13 protein-coding genes are annotated in these 15,021 nt (G+C 70.4%); 9 read left to right on the top strand and 4 right to left on the bottom strand.

Translation table 11 applies throughout. From position 1 onward, the window contains the following. Window positions 1-57 precede the first annotated feature (57 nt). A complete protein-coding gene (locus tag K8625_RS10310) occupies window positions 58-2,196 on the top strand; it encodes a hypothetical protein (protein WP_223782603.1) in 2,139 nt (712 codons plus the stop codon). Between the two features lie 171 nt (window positions 2,197-2,367). On the opposite strand, the gene K8625_RS10305 is transcribed toward K8625_RS10310, so the two are convergent. Further along, window positions 2,368-5,511, bottom strand: coding sequence for an ABC transporter substrate-binding protein (locus K8625_RS10305; RefSeq protein WP_223747061.1), 3,144 nt, complete (start codon window positions 5,509-5,511; stop codon window positions 2,368-2,370). Between the two features lie 66 nt (window positions 5,512-5,577). On the opposite strand from K8625_RS10305, the gene K8625_RS10300 reads away from it, so the two are divergent. After that, window positions 5,578-6,597, top strand: coding sequence for a lasso peptide biosynthesis protein (locus tag K8625_RS10300; RefSeq protein WP_223782602.1), 1,020 nt, complete (start codon window positions 5,578-5,580; stop codon window positions 6,595-6,597). Window positions 6,598-6,877: 280 nt separating this feature from the next. On the opposite strand, the gene K8625_RS10295 is transcribed toward K8625_RS10300, so the two are convergent. After that, window positions 6,878-7,903 (bottom strand): arginine N-succinyltransferase, encoded by a 1,026-nt coding sequence (locus K8625_RS10295; RefSeq protein WP_141331855.1) that lies wholly within the window; start codon window positions 7,901-7,903, stop codon window positions 6,878-6,880. Between the two features lie 350 nt (window positions 7,904-8,253). Between K8625_RS10295 and K8625_RS10290 the strand changes: the two genes are divergently transcribed. After that, on the top strand, window positions 8,254-9,240 hold the full coding sequence (locus tag K8625_RS10290; RefSeq protein ID WP_223782601.1) for a polysaccharide lyase: 987 nt from the start codon (window positions 8,254-8,256) through the stop codon (window positions 9,238-9,240). 43 nt (window positions 9,241-9,283) lie between these two features. On the opposite strand, the gene K8625_RS10285 is transcribed toward K8625_RS10290, so the two are convergent. After that, a complete protein-coding gene (locus K8625_RS10285; protein WP_223782600.1) occupies window positions 9,284-9,646 on the bottom strand; it encodes a hypothetical protein in 363 nt (120 codons plus the stop codon). Between the two features lie 152 nt (window positions 9,647-9,798). Here K8625_RS10285 and K8625_RS10280 point away from each other — a divergent pair, with 152 nt between their 5' ends. From K8625_RS10280 to K8625_RS10270, 3 genes are read left to right on the top strand one after another with little or no spacing between them, the layout of a single operon-like run. Then, entirely contained in the window at window positions 9,799-10,257 is a 459-nt protein-coding gene (locus K8625_RS10280; RefSeq protein WP_223782599.1) for a MarR family winged helix-turn-helix transcriptional regulator, read from the top strand. A gap of 54 nt (window positions 10,258-10,311) precedes the next feature. Continuing rightward, window positions 10,312-11,541, top strand: a complete 1,230-nt coding sequence (locus K8625_RS10275) for a hypothetical protein (RefSeq protein WP_223782598.1) — start codon at window positions 10,312-10,314, stop codon at window positions 11,539-11,541. A gap of 26 nt (window positions 11,542-11,567) precedes the next feature. Beyond that, window positions 11,568-11,894 (top strand): hypothetical protein, encoded by a 327-nt coding sequence (locus tag K8625_RS10270; protein ID WP_223782597.1) that lies wholly within the window; start codon window positions 11,568-11,570, stop codon window positions 11,892-11,894. A 2-nt stretch (window positions 11,895-11,896) separates the two neighbouring features. On the opposite strand, the gene K8625_RS10265 is transcribed toward K8625_RS10270, so the two are convergent. Next, window positions 11,897-12,841, bottom strand: a complete 945-nt coding sequence (locus tag K8625_RS10265; protein ID WP_223782596.1) for a haloalkane dehalogenase — start codon at window positions 12,839-12,841, stop codon at window positions 11,897-11,899. A 67-nt stretch (window positions 12,842-12,908) separates the two neighbouring features. Between K8625_RS10265 and K8625_RS10260 the strand changes: the two genes are divergently transcribed. The 3 genes from K8625_RS10260 to K8625_RS10250 all read left to right on the top strand — a co-directional run bounded on the left by K8625_RS10260 (window position 12,909) and on the right by K8625_RS10250 (window position 15,009). Further along, on the top strand, window positions 12,909-13,820 hold the full coding sequence (locus tag K8625_RS10260; protein ID WP_223782595.1) for a LysR family transcriptional regulator: 912 nt from the start codon (window positions 12,909-12,911) through the stop codon (window positions 13,818-13,820). Between the two features lie 169 nt (window positions 13,821-13,989). Next, on the top strand, window positions 13,990-14,256 hold the full coding sequence (locus K8625_RS10255) for a hypothetical protein (protein WP_223782594.1): 267 nt from the start codon (window positions 13,990-13,992) through the stop codon (window positions 14,254-14,256). Between the two features lie 99 nt (window positions 14,257-14,355). Continuing rightward, window positions 14,356-15,009: a hypothetical protein gene (locus K8625_RS10250; RefSeq protein WP_223782593.1), complete on the top strand. Its 654-nt coding sequence runs from the start codon at window positions 14,356-14,358 to the stop codon at window positions 15,007-15,009. Window positions 15,010-15,021: the final 12 nt, after the last annotated feature.

The following is a 15,021-nucleotide window of genomic DNA, read 5'->3' as shown; positions in this document are numbered from 1 at the left end:
CGACGGCATTCCACGGCGACGTTGCATGGGGCGGCCCGGGCGCGCTTGAGTCGAGGGATGGCCTCGCGCACCTCTTCGTGGACGCTCCTGCTCGTCGCGCTCGCGCTGTCGCTGACGGGCTGTCGCTGTGGGGATGACTCGGGCACGGGCGACGCGCGCCAGGGCTTCCGTCCCCAGGAGACGGAGGTCGACTTCGGTCGCGCCCTGGAGGGCAGCCTCACGCGCAGGCAGGTGACGCTGCTGGCCACCGGACGCGCGAGCCTCACCGTGACGGCGTCCGTGGGCGCGCCCTTCAGCGTGGCGAGCGCGGAGGTCACCGTGCCGGGCAGCGGGACGACGGTGGTGGAGGTGGACTTCCTCGCGGCCAACGGGCCCGCGGAGGGGACGCTGACGCTGACGGGCGCGGGGCGCACGGAGACGGTGCGCCTCACGGGCCTGGGGGTGCGGCCGCTCACGTGTGTGCCATCGAGCCCCTGTCACGAGTCGAGCTTCGACCTGGCCACGGGCACCTGCATCGAGCGGGCGCTGGAGGATGGCGCCACCTGCATCCCCACCAGCCGCTGCGTGGTGAACGGGCGCTGCGAGTCGGGTGCTTGCGTGGGCTCTCCTCGCACGTGTGATGACGACAACCCGTGCACGGTGGATGCGTGCTCGCCCTCGCAGGGCTGCGTGACGGCGCCGGTGGTGTGTCCGACGCCGAGCAACCGGTGCAAGGTGGGCGTGTGCGACCGGGACGAGGGTTGCCAGGAGGTGGATGCCGAGGACTTCATCCCGTGTGGGCCGGGGGACTGCAAGTCGGCGCGGCTGTGCTTCAACGGCTCGTGTGACGAGTTCGCCACGCCGGATGGCATCGTCTGCGCTCCCGCCACCGCGTGCCGGGGTGAGGGCACCTGTCAGGATGGCGAGTGCGAGCGGCCCGACGCGGGGGAGCTGGAGGCGGAGTTCAGCCAGCAACTCGGCGGGGAGCCCGTGGGGGCTCCCGCGCTGCTGGTGCAGGACGGTGCGTTGTTCTCTTCCGTGTGTGACGAGGATGCGGGCTGCCGGCTCGTGTCCTTCACCCAGGGCGGGCTGCTGCGCTTCGAGTCGCCCTATCCGGATGGGGGCGCACGCACGCTGCTGGCCGCGTCCGATGCGGGGGTGGTGGTGGCTGCGCCGGAGGGGCTGGAGTCGTATGCCCCGCGCACTCCGGGAGCGAGACAGTGGGAGGCGTCGTGGACGTCGCTCGGTGCTTCTTCGGATGCGGGGCCGTGGCTGGGTCACGTGGAGGCGGGGCAGGTCGCGCTGACGGCGGCGGGGGATGTGGTGGCGCATGTGGCGTGGGGCCCGGTGCCGGAGGATGGTGGCGCGGTGGCGGTGCCCGAGAGCACGCGGTGGGTCTGGCTCGCGGGACGTGAGGATGCGGGCACGGTGCTGCGCGCGGGGCCCGTGGAGGCGTGGCGCGGTGAGGCGCGGCTCGCGCTCGATGCGGAGGAGGCGGCGTTCCGGTACACGGTGGATGGGCGGCTGGAGCGCGCGGACTTCGAGCCGGATGGAGGCTCGCTGCTCATCTCGGAGCTGGCGGACGGTGGTGTCCCGGGTGGGAGCGCGTCGCTCGCGGTGGCGGGGGGCACGTTGTTCGTGGGGACCCGGGCCTTCGTGCCCACGGATGGCAGCGCTCCCGTGACGGTGGACTGGGACGCGGGCTCTCGGACGCTGATGTCGTTGGCCGAGCCCGCGCTGCTGTCCTCGGCGGGGAACCCGGGCTACGTGTTCGCTCGCTCCTGCTCTCGCACGGATGGCTTGCCATGTGCGCCCGACGAGGAGCGCACGGTGCTGCGCGCGGTGGACTCCAATACGGGGCTGGTGGCGTGGGAGGTGGACGCGCTGCCCTTTGAGGAGGTGCCGGGCTCGTTCCACGATGCGACGCTCGTCGAAGGTGACGCGGTGGGTGTGCTCGCCGACGCCGAGCGCACGGACGGGCGACAGGTGTGGCTCCAGTTCTTCGCGCGAGGGAAGAAGGGGGAGATGTGCGCGCTCCCCGGACGACCGACGCGCGTTGCGGGCAGCACGTTCTCCGGCGGCCGGCTGCTCGTCGTGTTGGAGCGTGATGGCGTCTGGCGCGTGGAGGCCTACGGGATGGGGGGCATCCAGGCGTCGCCCTTCGGCTGGCCCCAACGACACGGGAGTTCGTCGGGCGTGAGGCGCGAGGCGCGCTGAAAGACATCGCCGCGCTCAGGTCCACCCAAGGCGCTCGACGTGAGTCTCGCGCCGACCTCAGCGACGCGACCGCGTGGCGGGTTCACCCCGAGGGGGGCGATGTGTGCGGAGGCTGCTCGAAAGTCTCGACGCAGGCCTCGGTTCGGCCCCAGCGGCTCGAGGCGCGCTGAGTCACTCCGTCGTGTTCGTATCCACCCAGAGGGTCTCGAAGCGGACCTGGGGCGGTGTCTGGTGCAGCCGCAGTCCCTGCACGGCCGCCGAGGCCGCCGCGTGCACGCGCTCGTGGTACAGCGGGATGAGCGGGCAGTCGTCGCGGAACAGGTGCTCGGCGCGCACGTAGAGCTGCTGGCGCAGCTCCGGGTCGATGGACACGCGCGCCTCGGAGGTGATGCGGTCCAGCTCCGGGTTGCGGTAGCCCACCGGGTACACCGTCTGCGCGCTGGAGTTCAGCAGGAAGTAGAGGAACGTGTCCGGGTCCGGGAAGTCCGCCAGCCACAGCGTGCGGAAGGCCGACATCTTCCCGTCGCGCAGCCGCGTCAGGTACTCCTCCGGCGCCAGCTCCACGTGCTCCAACTGCAACAGCCCCGCCTGCATCAGCGGACGGAACAACACCGCGTCCTCGGTCGACGTGTCACGCCCCACCGGGTGGTGCAGCGTGAGCTTCAGCCGGCGCAGTCCCGCGTCGCGCAACAACTGCTCCGCCAGCGCCACGTCGGGCGCCGGCAGGGGCGCCATCTCGGAGCCCGCCAGCAGCTCCGGCGGCGTCAGCGTGCGCGCCACGCGCGCCCCCGGGTGGAACTGCTCCACCAATCCGATGATGTCCATGCCCGCGCGCAGCGCCCGACGTACCCGCACGTCGTCATAGGGCGGCTCGCGCAGGTTGAGCGCCACGAAGGCCGTGGAGGGCGTGGTGCTCGCCAGCACCTGGAGCGACTCCAGGCCCGGCACCTCGACGTGCTCCGCCGAGAGGAACGACACCAGGTCCGCCGTGCCCGTGCGCAGCCTCGACACCGCCTCCTGCCGCGAGTCGACGAGCTGGAACTCCAGCCGGTCCAAGAGCGGCGTCCCCGAGCGCCAGTAGGACGGATTGCGCTCCATCACCACGCGCTCCGGCTCCAGTGACATGACGCGGAAGGGGCCCGTGCCCACCAGCCGCCCGCTCCCGTCCATCCTCGCCACCGACGTGGCCGTGAGCGCCATCAGGTGCAGGAAGAACGCCTTCGGCTCGCGCAGCCGTATCTCCAGTGTGGCGTCGTCCAGCACCTCGATGCCCGTCACCTCGCGCGCCAGGCCCGACGAGAACTCGGGCGCGCCCTCCACGTCCTCGAGCAGGCTGCGGTCCGGCGAGCGCACCGCCGGGTCCAACAGACGCTCCAGGTGTCGCTTCACATCGCCCGCCGTCAAGAGCGAGCCGTCGTGGAACGTGACGCCCTTGCGCAGATAGAAGCGATAGCGGCGCGCGGACGGGTCCGCGTCCCAGCGCTCGGCCAGGTCCGGCTCCAGGCCGCCGTCCTCCAGTCGCACGAGCCCGGAGAACGAACATGCGGTGAGCTCGGAGAGCTGGTTCTCCACGCTGAACAGCGGGTCCACCGCCTGGCGGTTGCGCAGCGAGGCGGACTGGTGCAGCACCACGCGCAGCGTGCCGCCCGTGCGAGGCTGGGGCAGGCGGAAGCGGAACACCTCCGTCTCCAGTCCCACCGCCTCGTGGCCCAGCTGGTCCACCGTGCGCGTCAGCCCGTCGCCGATGCGGATGACCCGGCGCGCGTCCTCGCGCACCTGCGCCACCTCCTCGCGAATGGAGGCGTCCGCGCGGGTGAGCACCACGTTGGCGGTGCGCAGCTCTTCAATCGCCGCGCTCAGGCGCACCACGGACTCGGACAGGTCGCGCCCCGTGCGCGCCTGGTCCTCGGCCTTCTGAGAGGCGCCGTGGCCCACGCGGGCCATCTCCTGCGTCTGGCGCACCAGCTCGCGCGCGTGGCCGGCCTGTTCAATCGCCATGCGCGTGACGTCCTCCACGCGCCGGGCCACGCGGCGGCTCGCCTCGACGACGGTGGCGCCCTGGGCCTCCAGCCGCTGCGTCTCCGTCACCGTGGCTTCCACGGCGCTGAAGGTGCGCTGGGTGATGGTGCGAATCTCCACCAGCGCCTCGGACGCGCGGTCTCCCAGCGCGACGCCGGTGGTGGCCTGCTCGCGGCCCTCGTGCACCAGCGTCACCGCGGTCATCACCGCGTCGCGGATGCCGGACACCATGGCGGCGATTTCGCGCGTGGAGCGCGTGGTGCGCTCGGCCAGGTTGCGAATCTCGTTGGCCACCACGCCGAAGGGGCGGCCGTGCTCGCCGGCCTGCGCGGCGATGATGGCGGCGTTGAGGGCGAGCAGGTTCGTCTGGTCTGCGATCTCCTGGATGACGTCGACGATGCGGCCAATCTCCGCGGAGCGCGAGCCCAGCGTGCCCATCAGCTCCGCGGCCTTCCGGACGGTCTCCTCCACCCGGTACATGCCCTTGACGCTGTCGCCCACCAGCACCTCGCCGCGCTCGGCGGTCGCCGTCACGGCCAGGGCCAGCTGGTTCGTCTCGCTGGCGCGCCTGCGCACGGAGTCGATGCCACCCTCGACCAGCGCCACGAAGTTCTCCGCCTCCGCGGCGAAGCGCGCCAGCTCGTCACCCGAGGAGGCGATATTGGCCAGCCGCTCGCTCATCGCCTGCATCAGCGAGGTGGTGTGGTTGGCGAAGTCGTTCACCTGCGACAGCGACTCCACCACCTGCTCCAGCCGCTCCGTCATCTCCAGCAGCGCGCCGGTGGTGTCCACCGCGAACACCTCCAGTTGGTGCACGCGCTTGCCCACCACCTGGAGGCTGCCGCCCATGCCGCTGACGGAGTGCAGCGTGCGCTCCACCGCGCCACCCTGGCGCCGCGCGGCCTCCAGCAGGCTCAGGGCCTGCTCGCTCACCTCGTTGCTGGTGCGGTGCAGGTTCGCCGTCACCCGCTGCACCTGCGACAGCGCGCGGCGCAGCGACAGGATGAGCCGGCGGACGTCCTCATGCCCCTCGTAGCGGAAGCCGCCCGTGGTGGTGAGGTCGCCCTCGGCCAGCTGGGCCATGACGCGCCGCCGGGCCAGCCTGCGCAGCGCCGCCCAGCGGAACCACGACAGGTAGCCGCCCACGATGTAGAGCGTGGGCGTGGCGAAGAGCAGCGCCGTCCACGCGGACACGTCCAGCCGCTGGCCGGTGAGCTGGAGCACGCCCCCCAGCACGAGCGCGGAGAGCAGACCGGCCGCCAGGCCGAACGCGAAGAGGTACCGTTTGGCGCCCATGGACCCGGGGAAGGGTACTCCGCCTTCTCGCGCCGGTCCTCAAAACGCCGCAGACTCGTCTCCCTCGTGCCCATCCTGCTCGCCCTCCTGGCCCTGGCCCTCCCCGCGAACCCCGTCAGTCCGGGCTCGGCGCGGGCCCACCCGCCCGAGGAGACGGCCCGCTACGTCTTCGCCTGGCGCGGGGTGCCCGTGGGGACCGTGACGCTGACGCGGGAGGCGGCGGCCTTCCGGTACGACAGCCATCACCTGCACACGAGAGGGGAGGACTCGGGCGCGCGTCGACGCACGGCGTTGCTGGAGGTGGACGCCGAGGGGCGCCTCGTCGGCCGCCCGGTGGTGCCCCAGGCGCTGTGGCTGTGGCGCGGGCCTCCCACCCCGGGCTGCGTCACGGGGCGCGAGGAGCTCTCCGGCCGCGAGGGCCCGCACTGCGTCACCGGTGGGACGGCCCCCTGGGTGGAGGGCACGCTCCTGGGGACACCCTTCCGGGCCCGCTACGACGCGCGTGGCCTCATGGATGTGCTGGAGGTGGGCGAGTCCCGCTTCACCGTGGCGTCGCCGGACACGCGGCTGGTGGCGCCTCCAGACTTCTTCGCCCAGGGGCTGCCGGTGCAGGGCGAGCGCGGGGCGCTGACCCTGGTGCCGGCGCTGGAGGTGCCCGCGAGGCTTCCGGGCATGACACCCTGGACGGCCCGGGCCGCGAGGGCGCTGGCGGCGCGGGTGCACGCGGCCTTCATCGAGAAGGGACCGAGCGCGGCGGACTGGCGCGAGGACGGCGAGGGCGAGGCGGGTGGGTGCCTCGCGCACGCGCTGCGCTTCGCGGCCGGAGCCCGCAAGCGGGGCGTGAAGGTGGCCCTGGTGCACGGGCTGTTGGTGGTGGACGGCGGGCCCGCGCGGCCGCACGCGTGGGTGCGCGTGGCGCTGGAGGACGGGGGCACGCTGGAGCTGGACCCCACGTCGATGGACCCGGTGCGCGCGGACACGCACCTGCCCGTGGCGCTGGCGGATGCGCAAGGTCCAGCGCTGGAGGCTGGGGCCCGGTGGCTCGCGCTGCTGCGCGGAGACCACCGCGTGGTGAGACGTCCGTAAGGGCGTTGCCGGTGGCGCTGGCGGATGCACAGGGTCCAGCACTGGAGGCTGGCACTTACTGGCTGGCCCTCATGCGTGGAGAGCACCACTTGGTGCTGCATCCGTGAGCGCTCTGCCTGCGGCGCTGGAAGCTGGCGCGCGCTGGCCCTCCTACGCGGAGAGCACCGCGTGGTGAGACGTCCGTGAGTGCGCTGCCCGCGGCGCTGGCGGACGCGCTGGAGGCCGGCGCGCGCTGGCTCTCCAGGGCAAAGGGCACCGCGCCGTGCGACGTCCGTGAGTGCTACTCGAACGGGATGATGGACAGCTTCGCGCCGGCGCTCGCGCCCAGGATCTCCTTGGCGCGCGCGGGCAGGTAGGCCACCTGGTTGTCCAGCCGGGCGTGGCAGCGCACCGAGCGGAAGCGGTTGCGGCCCGACTCGCGCTCGAAGGCGACCAGGACGTCATCCCCCTCCAGCTCGAAGTCCTCGGCCGCCAGCTTCACCGTGCGGTATTTGCGCACCAGCGTCACGTCACCGGTGTTGGCCTCGAAGTGGGGCCCGCCGTCGAACGGGTCGATGCGCTCCACGTACCGGAAGCCCACGCGCTCCAGCATGCGCTGCACGCCGCGCGTCTGCGGCCCCACCTCGCCGAGCACCTTCTGCACCCGGTCCGGGAAGAGCGACGCGTAGATGTCCGACGCGGGGAACAGCTCCTTGATGAACTCCTTGTTCTGCCGGCTGAGGCGGTCCGCCTCCAGGTACGTCAGGCCGGTGAACTTCTTGCCGCACGCCTCCCACAGCAGGCTGCGTCCATCCGGCAACAGCGGCGGGAGCAGCTCCGCCAGCACCCGGGGACGGAACAGCCGCCGGTGCATGGCGATGAACAGGAAGCGCACGTAGGACAGCTGCTTGCCGGGCTTGTCCGGCGTGGCGCGGTAGGGCGGGTCCACCACCAGCCCGCCGATTTCGGTGGGGCCCTCGTAGTTGTAGGCGATGGACAGCACCTTGTGCCGCAGGTGGCGCTCCAGGGACGCGGAGTAGTGCTCCCGCTCGCTCACCTCGTAGTAGATGTGCGGCGCCTCGTACGTGCCGTGCTGGGCGATGATCATCGACGTGCCGATGATGAGCCCGTTGCGCATGTCCTCCAGCACGAAGAGGTACTCGCGCTCGAAGGGGTTCTTCACCTTCCCGGCGAAGCTCTTCACCGACTTGTCGATGATGCTCTCGAGCGTCTCCTCGTTGTTCGGCAGGTTCACCGTGTTGAGCACGGCGGCGAGCCGCTTGAGGCCGGCCAGGTCGGTCTTCTGGACGTCACGCAGGACAAGCATGGTTGCACCCGGGACGCTGCCGGAACGGAGCGCCGGAAGGGGTGGGGACCATACACCACACCACCTCCGAACGGTCAGCCCATGGCTCCCTTGTTTCCTTGCGTGACGCACTGAGTCATAAGCTGAACTCACCGATTCGGGCGGGAGGTGCGCGCCCGTTCCACTCACCGAAACATTTATCAGACATCCATCCCCCTGCCCGGATGCTCGCTCTGTTGTCAGGCAAGAGGGAAGAATTTGCCGGGGGAATGAAACACGGAATCGTTTCGGCTACGGTCTGTCGAAGGTTGGCTTTCAAACCTTCGCAAGGACATGTGCCATTGAGAGTCTTTGTCCCTGGATTGCTGGCGATGTTCCTGCTCCCTGGCCTGGCGTCAGGGGAGGTCCTCTGGCGCGGTGACTTCGAGACGGGCAACCGCTCGCAGTACACGCGCGAGCAGATGGTCAGCTCGGACCGTCTGTTGGTGGTGAGCAACCCCGTGGCCGAAGGGAAGTACGCGCTCAAGGTCACCGTGAAGCAGGGCGATGATCCCATCAACTCCAGTGGCAACCGCAACGAGCTGGTGTACCTGGGCAAGGAGAAGGAGGGCTCGGAGTACTACTACCGTTGGAAGGTGATGTTCGCGCCGGACTTCCCCAGCGTGGACACGTGGCAGCTCTTCACGCAGTGGCACCATGACGGCTGCTGCGGCTCGCCTCCGCTGGAGTTCTACGTGCGCGGCGAGGAGATGCGCATGGCGCTCAACTCCGACTCCACGATTCCGTGGCGCGGCAAGCTCGTGCGAGGCGTCTGGCACGAGTTCATCCTGCACGTGAAGTGGTCCGCGAAGGCGAGCACGGGCTTCGTGGAGCTGTGGCACAACAAGGAGAAGGTGCTCGCGAAGCGCGCCGCCGCGACGATGTACGCGGGGCAGAACAACTACCTGAAGCTGGGCCTGTACCGCAGCGATACCGTGAAGCCGGTGGGCGTGCTGTACCACGATGGTTTCATCCAGGCGACGACGCTCGCGGACGTGCTGCCCACGACGCCCACCCCCACGCCTGACGCGGGCACGCCCGTGGACGCGGGCACGCCCGTGGTGGACGCGGGGACGGCGGATGCCGGGACGCCCGAGGTGGACGCGGGGACGCCCGTCGCAGATGCGGGGACGCCCGTCGCGGATGCGGGCTCCCGGCCGGACGAGTCACCGGGCGGCGTGATTCCTCCCGGCGGTCTGTCCCCGAGCGAGGACGACGAGGAGGCCGTGGGCTGCAACAGCTCCGGCGGTCCGCTCGCGGGGATGGCGTTGTTGGGGTTGATGGGGCTCATCGGCGCGCGTCGGCGTCGGCGCTCCTGAGCCTGCGTGGAGGGCTCGGGAGCGGCGTTCCCGAGTCCCCCGCTCACAGCTCCTGGGCCTGCTCGCGCTTCTTCTCCAGGGCCTCCAGCTCGGTGGAGCGCTTGCCCAGGTGGGGCTCCAGGAAGCGGCTCACGTAGTCGAGCGTGAGCCTGCGGGTGTCGGGCTGCTGCCAGCCGGTGAGCTGGAGCTTCGTCTCCGCGTCCTTCCACGACTTCTCCACGACGTAGTCGGACTGCGCCGCGAGCGCCTCGACGCGGACCTTGTTCTCGTAGGCGAGGTCGTCCGCGGTGGTGCGGGAGCGTCGGGTGCCTTCACCCAGGCTGCGGTTGTAGGACTCCGCGCTGCGCACGCGCGCCTCCGCCTCCTCGGCCGTGTCCCGCCGCGAGGTGGGCTCGCCGTACTTCATGGAAGGGGGAGAAGTCCGGCGAGGGGGCGAAGCATCTCAGGCTCCTGGGGGCGGGGATTCAGCTCCCTGGACGACCGGAGGCTCCAGAAATTCATGCGAGCCGGGTGACGGCGCTTTTGACAGGGCACTGTCAATCAGCCAGCCTGCGGGGCATGGCGAAATACACGACGGCCGGGTCGGCCTTCACGGACCTGGTGCTCGAAATCTTCCAGAACAACGGCCTCTTGCTGGCGGCGGGAGACCGGTTGGCGGCGCCGTCGGGGCTGACGAGCGCGCGGTGGCAGGTGTTGGGGGTGGTGGACCACGAGCCCGCGCCGGTGGCGAACGTGGCGCGGTCCATCGGGTTGACGCGGCAGAGCGTGCAGCAGACGGCGGACGCGTTGGAGGCGGAGGGGTTCATCGAGTACGAGGAGAACCCGCACCACCGTCGGGCCAAGTTGATGCGATTGACGCCGAAGGGGCGCGAGCGGCTGCGAGAGGTGGAGGCCCGGCAGCTGGCGTGGGCCAACAAGCTGGGCGGCAAGCTGACGGCGGCGTCCTTGAAGACGGTGGTGGGCACGCTGCGCGAGGTGCGCGAGGCGCTGGAGCAGGAGGAGGCCGCGAGCCCGTGAGCGCTGATGCGCACGCAGTGTGAATAGGACGTGTCGGCGTGCGTCATCAGGCGCATGCACGACATCTTGCGCCGCACGGTGCTCACCGCACTGTTGGCCACGTCCGCGACGGCGTGGGCCGAATCATCTCAGTCCCCCGACGTCATGGTCTCCCCGGTGCCGTTGATTGCCCTGGCTCCTGGCCGGGTTGTCTACGCCGACTCGCAGGGCTCGCGGAATCTCGCCGAGTGCGAGTACGTGGAGGAGCGCAAGTGGCTGGCGGGACCCGAGAAGGGGACGCGGTTCCAGGAGAAGGAGCCGTGCTCGCTCTGGTTCCTGGCGGTGCATCCGTCCACGGGGCGTTGGGCGATGTCGCTCTCCGTGGGCGGGGACGAGGGGCACGATCGCCTGGTGAGCGTGACGCTCGCGGGGCGGAGGCTCGAGGTGCCCCGGAGCAAGTCGGGGCGCGCGAAGCAGGGCTCCTTCCTCGTGATGGGGGACCTGAACGGGGTCGTGGGGGTGACGCCTGGCGTTGCTTCGCAGTGGACCGAGAACAACGTCCACCACTCGCAGATGCCGATGATGTTCACGGAGGATGGCGCTCGGGTGCTCGTCACCAATGGGACGGTGACGACCACGGATTGGTGGAGCTGGAGCTTCGGGCCGAAGCCCGAGGGCATTCGCGTGTTGCCGGTGCACCAGACGGACAAGGCGGGCAATGAGGTGCTGCCAGGCGAGTCGCGCACGGTGCTGCGTCATGACAAAGGAGGTGTCCGCATCGCCACGATGGACCCCACGGGGACGAAGCCGTGGAAGGTGGGGCCGCCGCTGAAGCTGAGGCGCAAGGGGATGCTGTCGCCCATGGTGATAGGGGACACGATGGTCTTCTATCGCGAGGGGACGCAGGACGAGGGCGGCAACTGCGAGGGCGCGGACTCGGCCACCTATCGTCGTGTGGACTTGCGCACGGGGCAGGAGCGCGTCTGGAAGACCCATGACACCTACTGCAGCACCTACGAACTCACGGCGGGGAGCCCGCGGCGCAAGTCGGTGTTCTTCATCGAGAGCAACTACTACGAGAGGAAGCTCTCTCAGTTGTACGAGTACTCGGTCGAGCGGGACGAGGTCCGGGTGACGAAGGCCGAGGGCTTCGAGGGCGCGCACGACATCAGCGAGGATGGGCGGACATTGCTGCTCTACGACCAGGGACGCTCGGTCGCCGTGTTCGATGCCGATACGGATGAGTACGTCTGGCTCAAGGGCTTCGGGCGAATCACCGACGCGGGGCTGTTGGACCTGCGCTGAGGTCGGAGACGTGAGAGGGTGCGGCCATGGGAACCCCGAGCGATTTCCCGGCCGCCCCCGACATGGAGGCGCTGGTCGGCTGCGCGCGACAGATGGCGGTGCGGATTGGCGCCGAGGGTGTGTCGGACGCGGAGCTGGCCCAGGTCATCGACCGCGTGCTGTTCCGTGAGAAGGACGGCTGGGCCTGCGCGGTGGAGGGCCTGCTGACCCGGACGGAGGCCGCGAACCTCGTCCTGGCGCACCTCGAATCCTGGCTCGTGGACCGCACGGGCCGGGGTTGGGATGCGCCGCTGCCGTGGGGGCAGGGCTCGCTCGTGGCGGAGGTCGAGCAGGCCCTGTTCGGTTCGCGGTGAGCCTACCAGCCCTGGCGGTCGAGCCAGCTTCGGAGTGCCTTGGCGATGTCCTCGGGCACGTCCTCCGGCGCGTGGTGTCCCGCCGGGCTGAGGGGGACGATTTCGAGGCGTGGGAAATGGGAGCGTGCCCACTCGATGGTCTTGGGCGCGCTGAGGCTGCCGCCATCGAACGTCAACAGGAGCGCGGGCTTGCCGGTGGGCTGGGCGAGCCAGGCGTCGTAGTGCTCGATGACGGCGGCGACATCGGCGGGGCTGCCGTCGATGGGAATCTCGCGGGGCCACTGGAGCATGGGGCGCCGTGACGCGGCGTCGGGGTAGGGCGCGTAGTAGGCCGCCCGGGCGCTGTCGGTGAGGCCCGTCTTGACGCCGTTGCTGAGCGAGCGCTCGAGGAACTCGTTCTGTTCGAGCACCATCTGCTCACCGACGCCGGCCGTGCGCAGCGCGCGGAACAGCTTCTCACCCTGGGGCGGCCACTCGCTCCAGTGCATGGGGCGCAGGAAGGTCTCGAAGACCACGACGCCGCGCACGCGGTCCGGGTGCCGAGCGGCCCAGTCGAGGGCGAGCACGCCGCCCCAGTCGTAGCCGACGAGCACGACGTCGCGCAGGCCGAGCGCGTCGAACCAGGCGTCGAGGTAGCGCGCATGGTCTGCGTAGCGATAGGCGATGTCGGGCTTGCCGGAGCTCCCCATGCCGATGAGGTCCGGCGCGAGGCAGCGGCCCCGGTCCGCGAGCCGGGGCGTCACGTTGCGCCAGACGTACGAGGACGTGGGGTTGCCGTGGAGGAACACGATGGGCGAGCCGGTGCCCTCTTCACGGTAGGAGATGAAGGAATCGAGGACGGGGAGCTGGTGGGTGGTGGGCATGGGCGTGGGGTGGGGGATGACGGGTGTGGATGCGTGGCACGCGATGAGCGCGCCGGTGGCGAGCCAGCCGAGCAGTCTGTGCATGGCCCCAATATGTGCCCGGAGCGCCCTCGCTGGCCGTGATGGTTCGTGAGCAGTACCCTCACGGGAAATGAGCATTCAAATCGGGGCCATCGACCTCAACCTGCTCCTGGTCCTCCACACCGTGCTCGCGGAGCGCAGCGTGGTCCGAGCGTCGGAGCGGCTCCACGTGACGCCGTCGGCCATCAGCAACAGCCTGGCGCGGCTGCGTGCGCTGCTCGGAGACCCGCTGGTGACGCGCAAGGGGCGGGGAATCGTCCCGACGCCCAGGGCGCTCGCGTTGGCGCCGGCGATTGGTCGCGGGCTGCGGGAGATGGAGCTGGCGCTCCATGAGGTTCCGTTCGAGCCGGGGCGCTGCACGCAGACCTTCACGTTGGCGGTCGCGGATGCGGGGCAGCTGACGTGGGTGCCGCGCATCGCGGCGCTGATGCGTCGGGAGATGCCGGACGCGCGGCTCTCCGTGGTGGGCATCGACTCGCTCGTGTCGCTGGGGGATTTGGGGTCGGGGCAGGTGGACCTGCACCTGGGGCTCGCGGGGAAGGGGACGGGGCTGCACGTCGAGCCATTGCTGATGGAGCGCACGGTGCTGGTGGCGCGCCGGGGACATCCGGTGCTGGGCAAGAGGCTGTCCGCGCGGGCGCTGGGAGGGCTCCAGCATGTCCGGGTGGAGATGGTGCCGGGGAAGAGCTTCCGTGACGCCGTGGGGGCCGCGTACGCGCGGGCGGGGATTGCTCGGGAGGTGGTGATGGCGGTGCCGTCGTTCACGGCGGCGGCGGCGGTGGTCGCCGCGACGGACCTGGTCGCGACGTTGCCGGAGTCACTGGTCAGCGAGAAGGGGGCGAGGTTCGCGGTGCAGGCGGTCGATGCGCCGATTCCTCCGCACACGGTGCGAATCTCGATGTGCTGGCACGAGCGCACCCACGTGGACCCGGCGGCGCGCTACTTCCGCGAGCTGGTGCGGCGCGGTGTCCTGGCGTCCTGACGTGGTCCAGGCCGACCCTTCGGCGTGTCCTCGGCGGGCATGTTAGAGAATGGGGATGGAGTCGTTGGCGGCGACGTGTCCTCTTCATCCCGAGCGCCTCGCGGACGGGACATGCGGTCGATGTGGCACCTTCGTGTGTGAGGGCTGCCGCAGGTGGCAGGTGGGGAGGATGCTGTGCCTTCGCTGCCACAAGGTGGCGCTGGGGGAGAAGCCATCCAGGAGGGCGACGCTCGCGGTCGTCCTCGCCACGTTGGGGTTCTGCGGATTCGTCCCGGGGCTCGTCGGACTGGTGCTGGGCTACCAGGAGCTGGCGGCCATCCGCGCGGGCACGTCGCCCGGGTCGGGCGAGGGCTGGGCGGTGCTGGCGCGCAACGTGGGGTGGTTCCACCTGGCGGTGCTGGTTGTCATTGGCGTCGGGTTGATGCTTCAGGGGTGAGGGATTTCCGTCGGGTTGCGTGTACGCTTCGCGGTCAGGCTGATGGACTCCATGGAGTCCGAGGGCCGACGTCTTCTGACGCATCAAGTGGGGGCATGAATGGCTACGAGGAAGTTCGCGCTGGAGGCGGGTGGTCCGCTGCGTCTCGAGTTGGTGTGGGGGATGTTCTGGAGGAACTTCACGGTGGTCCTCGACGGCCAGGTCGTGGGGACGTCGGAGGGCGGGGGCTCCGCGCTCAAGAAGGGGGTGCGGTTCACGCTGCCGGACCGGACCGTGCTGGACGTGCAGCTCCAGTCCGGCGTGCTCAGCGCGGAGCTGGCGGTGAAGCGCAATGGACTCCCGTTGCCCGGGTCGTCGACGGACCCCGAGCAGCAGATCAAGACCGCGGCCTACATGCTGTATGTCCTGGCGGGCCTGAACACGCTGCTGGGCGTCATCGGCATGCTGACGGCGAGCGAGGAGATGGAGGCGCTCGGGCTGGGCATCGGCTCCATCGTCTTCGGCGCGCTGGTGGCCGTGTTCGGCTTCTTCACCTACCGCGCCACGCGGTTCGGGCCCATCCTCGCGGTCCTGCTGTACATCGGCGACACCGTGGTGACGTTGATGGACTCGATTGATGCCGGTGGCAAACCGAACATCTTCGGGTTCGTCGTCCGCGTGTACATCATCGTCACGCTGGTCAAGGCCGCGCAGGCGGCGGGTGAGCTGAAGCGGCGGGAGCAGGAGAACGCCGGGGTGTCACTCCAGCCCTGAGGCTCCAGGCGC

This window comes from Myxococcus sp. AS-1-15, from assembly GCF_020037055.1.
In the GTDB taxonomy this organism is placed as follows: Bacteria; Myxococcota; Myxococcia; order Myxococcales; family Myxococcaceae; genus Myxococcus; species Myxococcus fulvus.
Note: the sequence above shows the minus strand (reverse complement) of the source record. Positions and strands in the feature narration are given on the sequence as shown.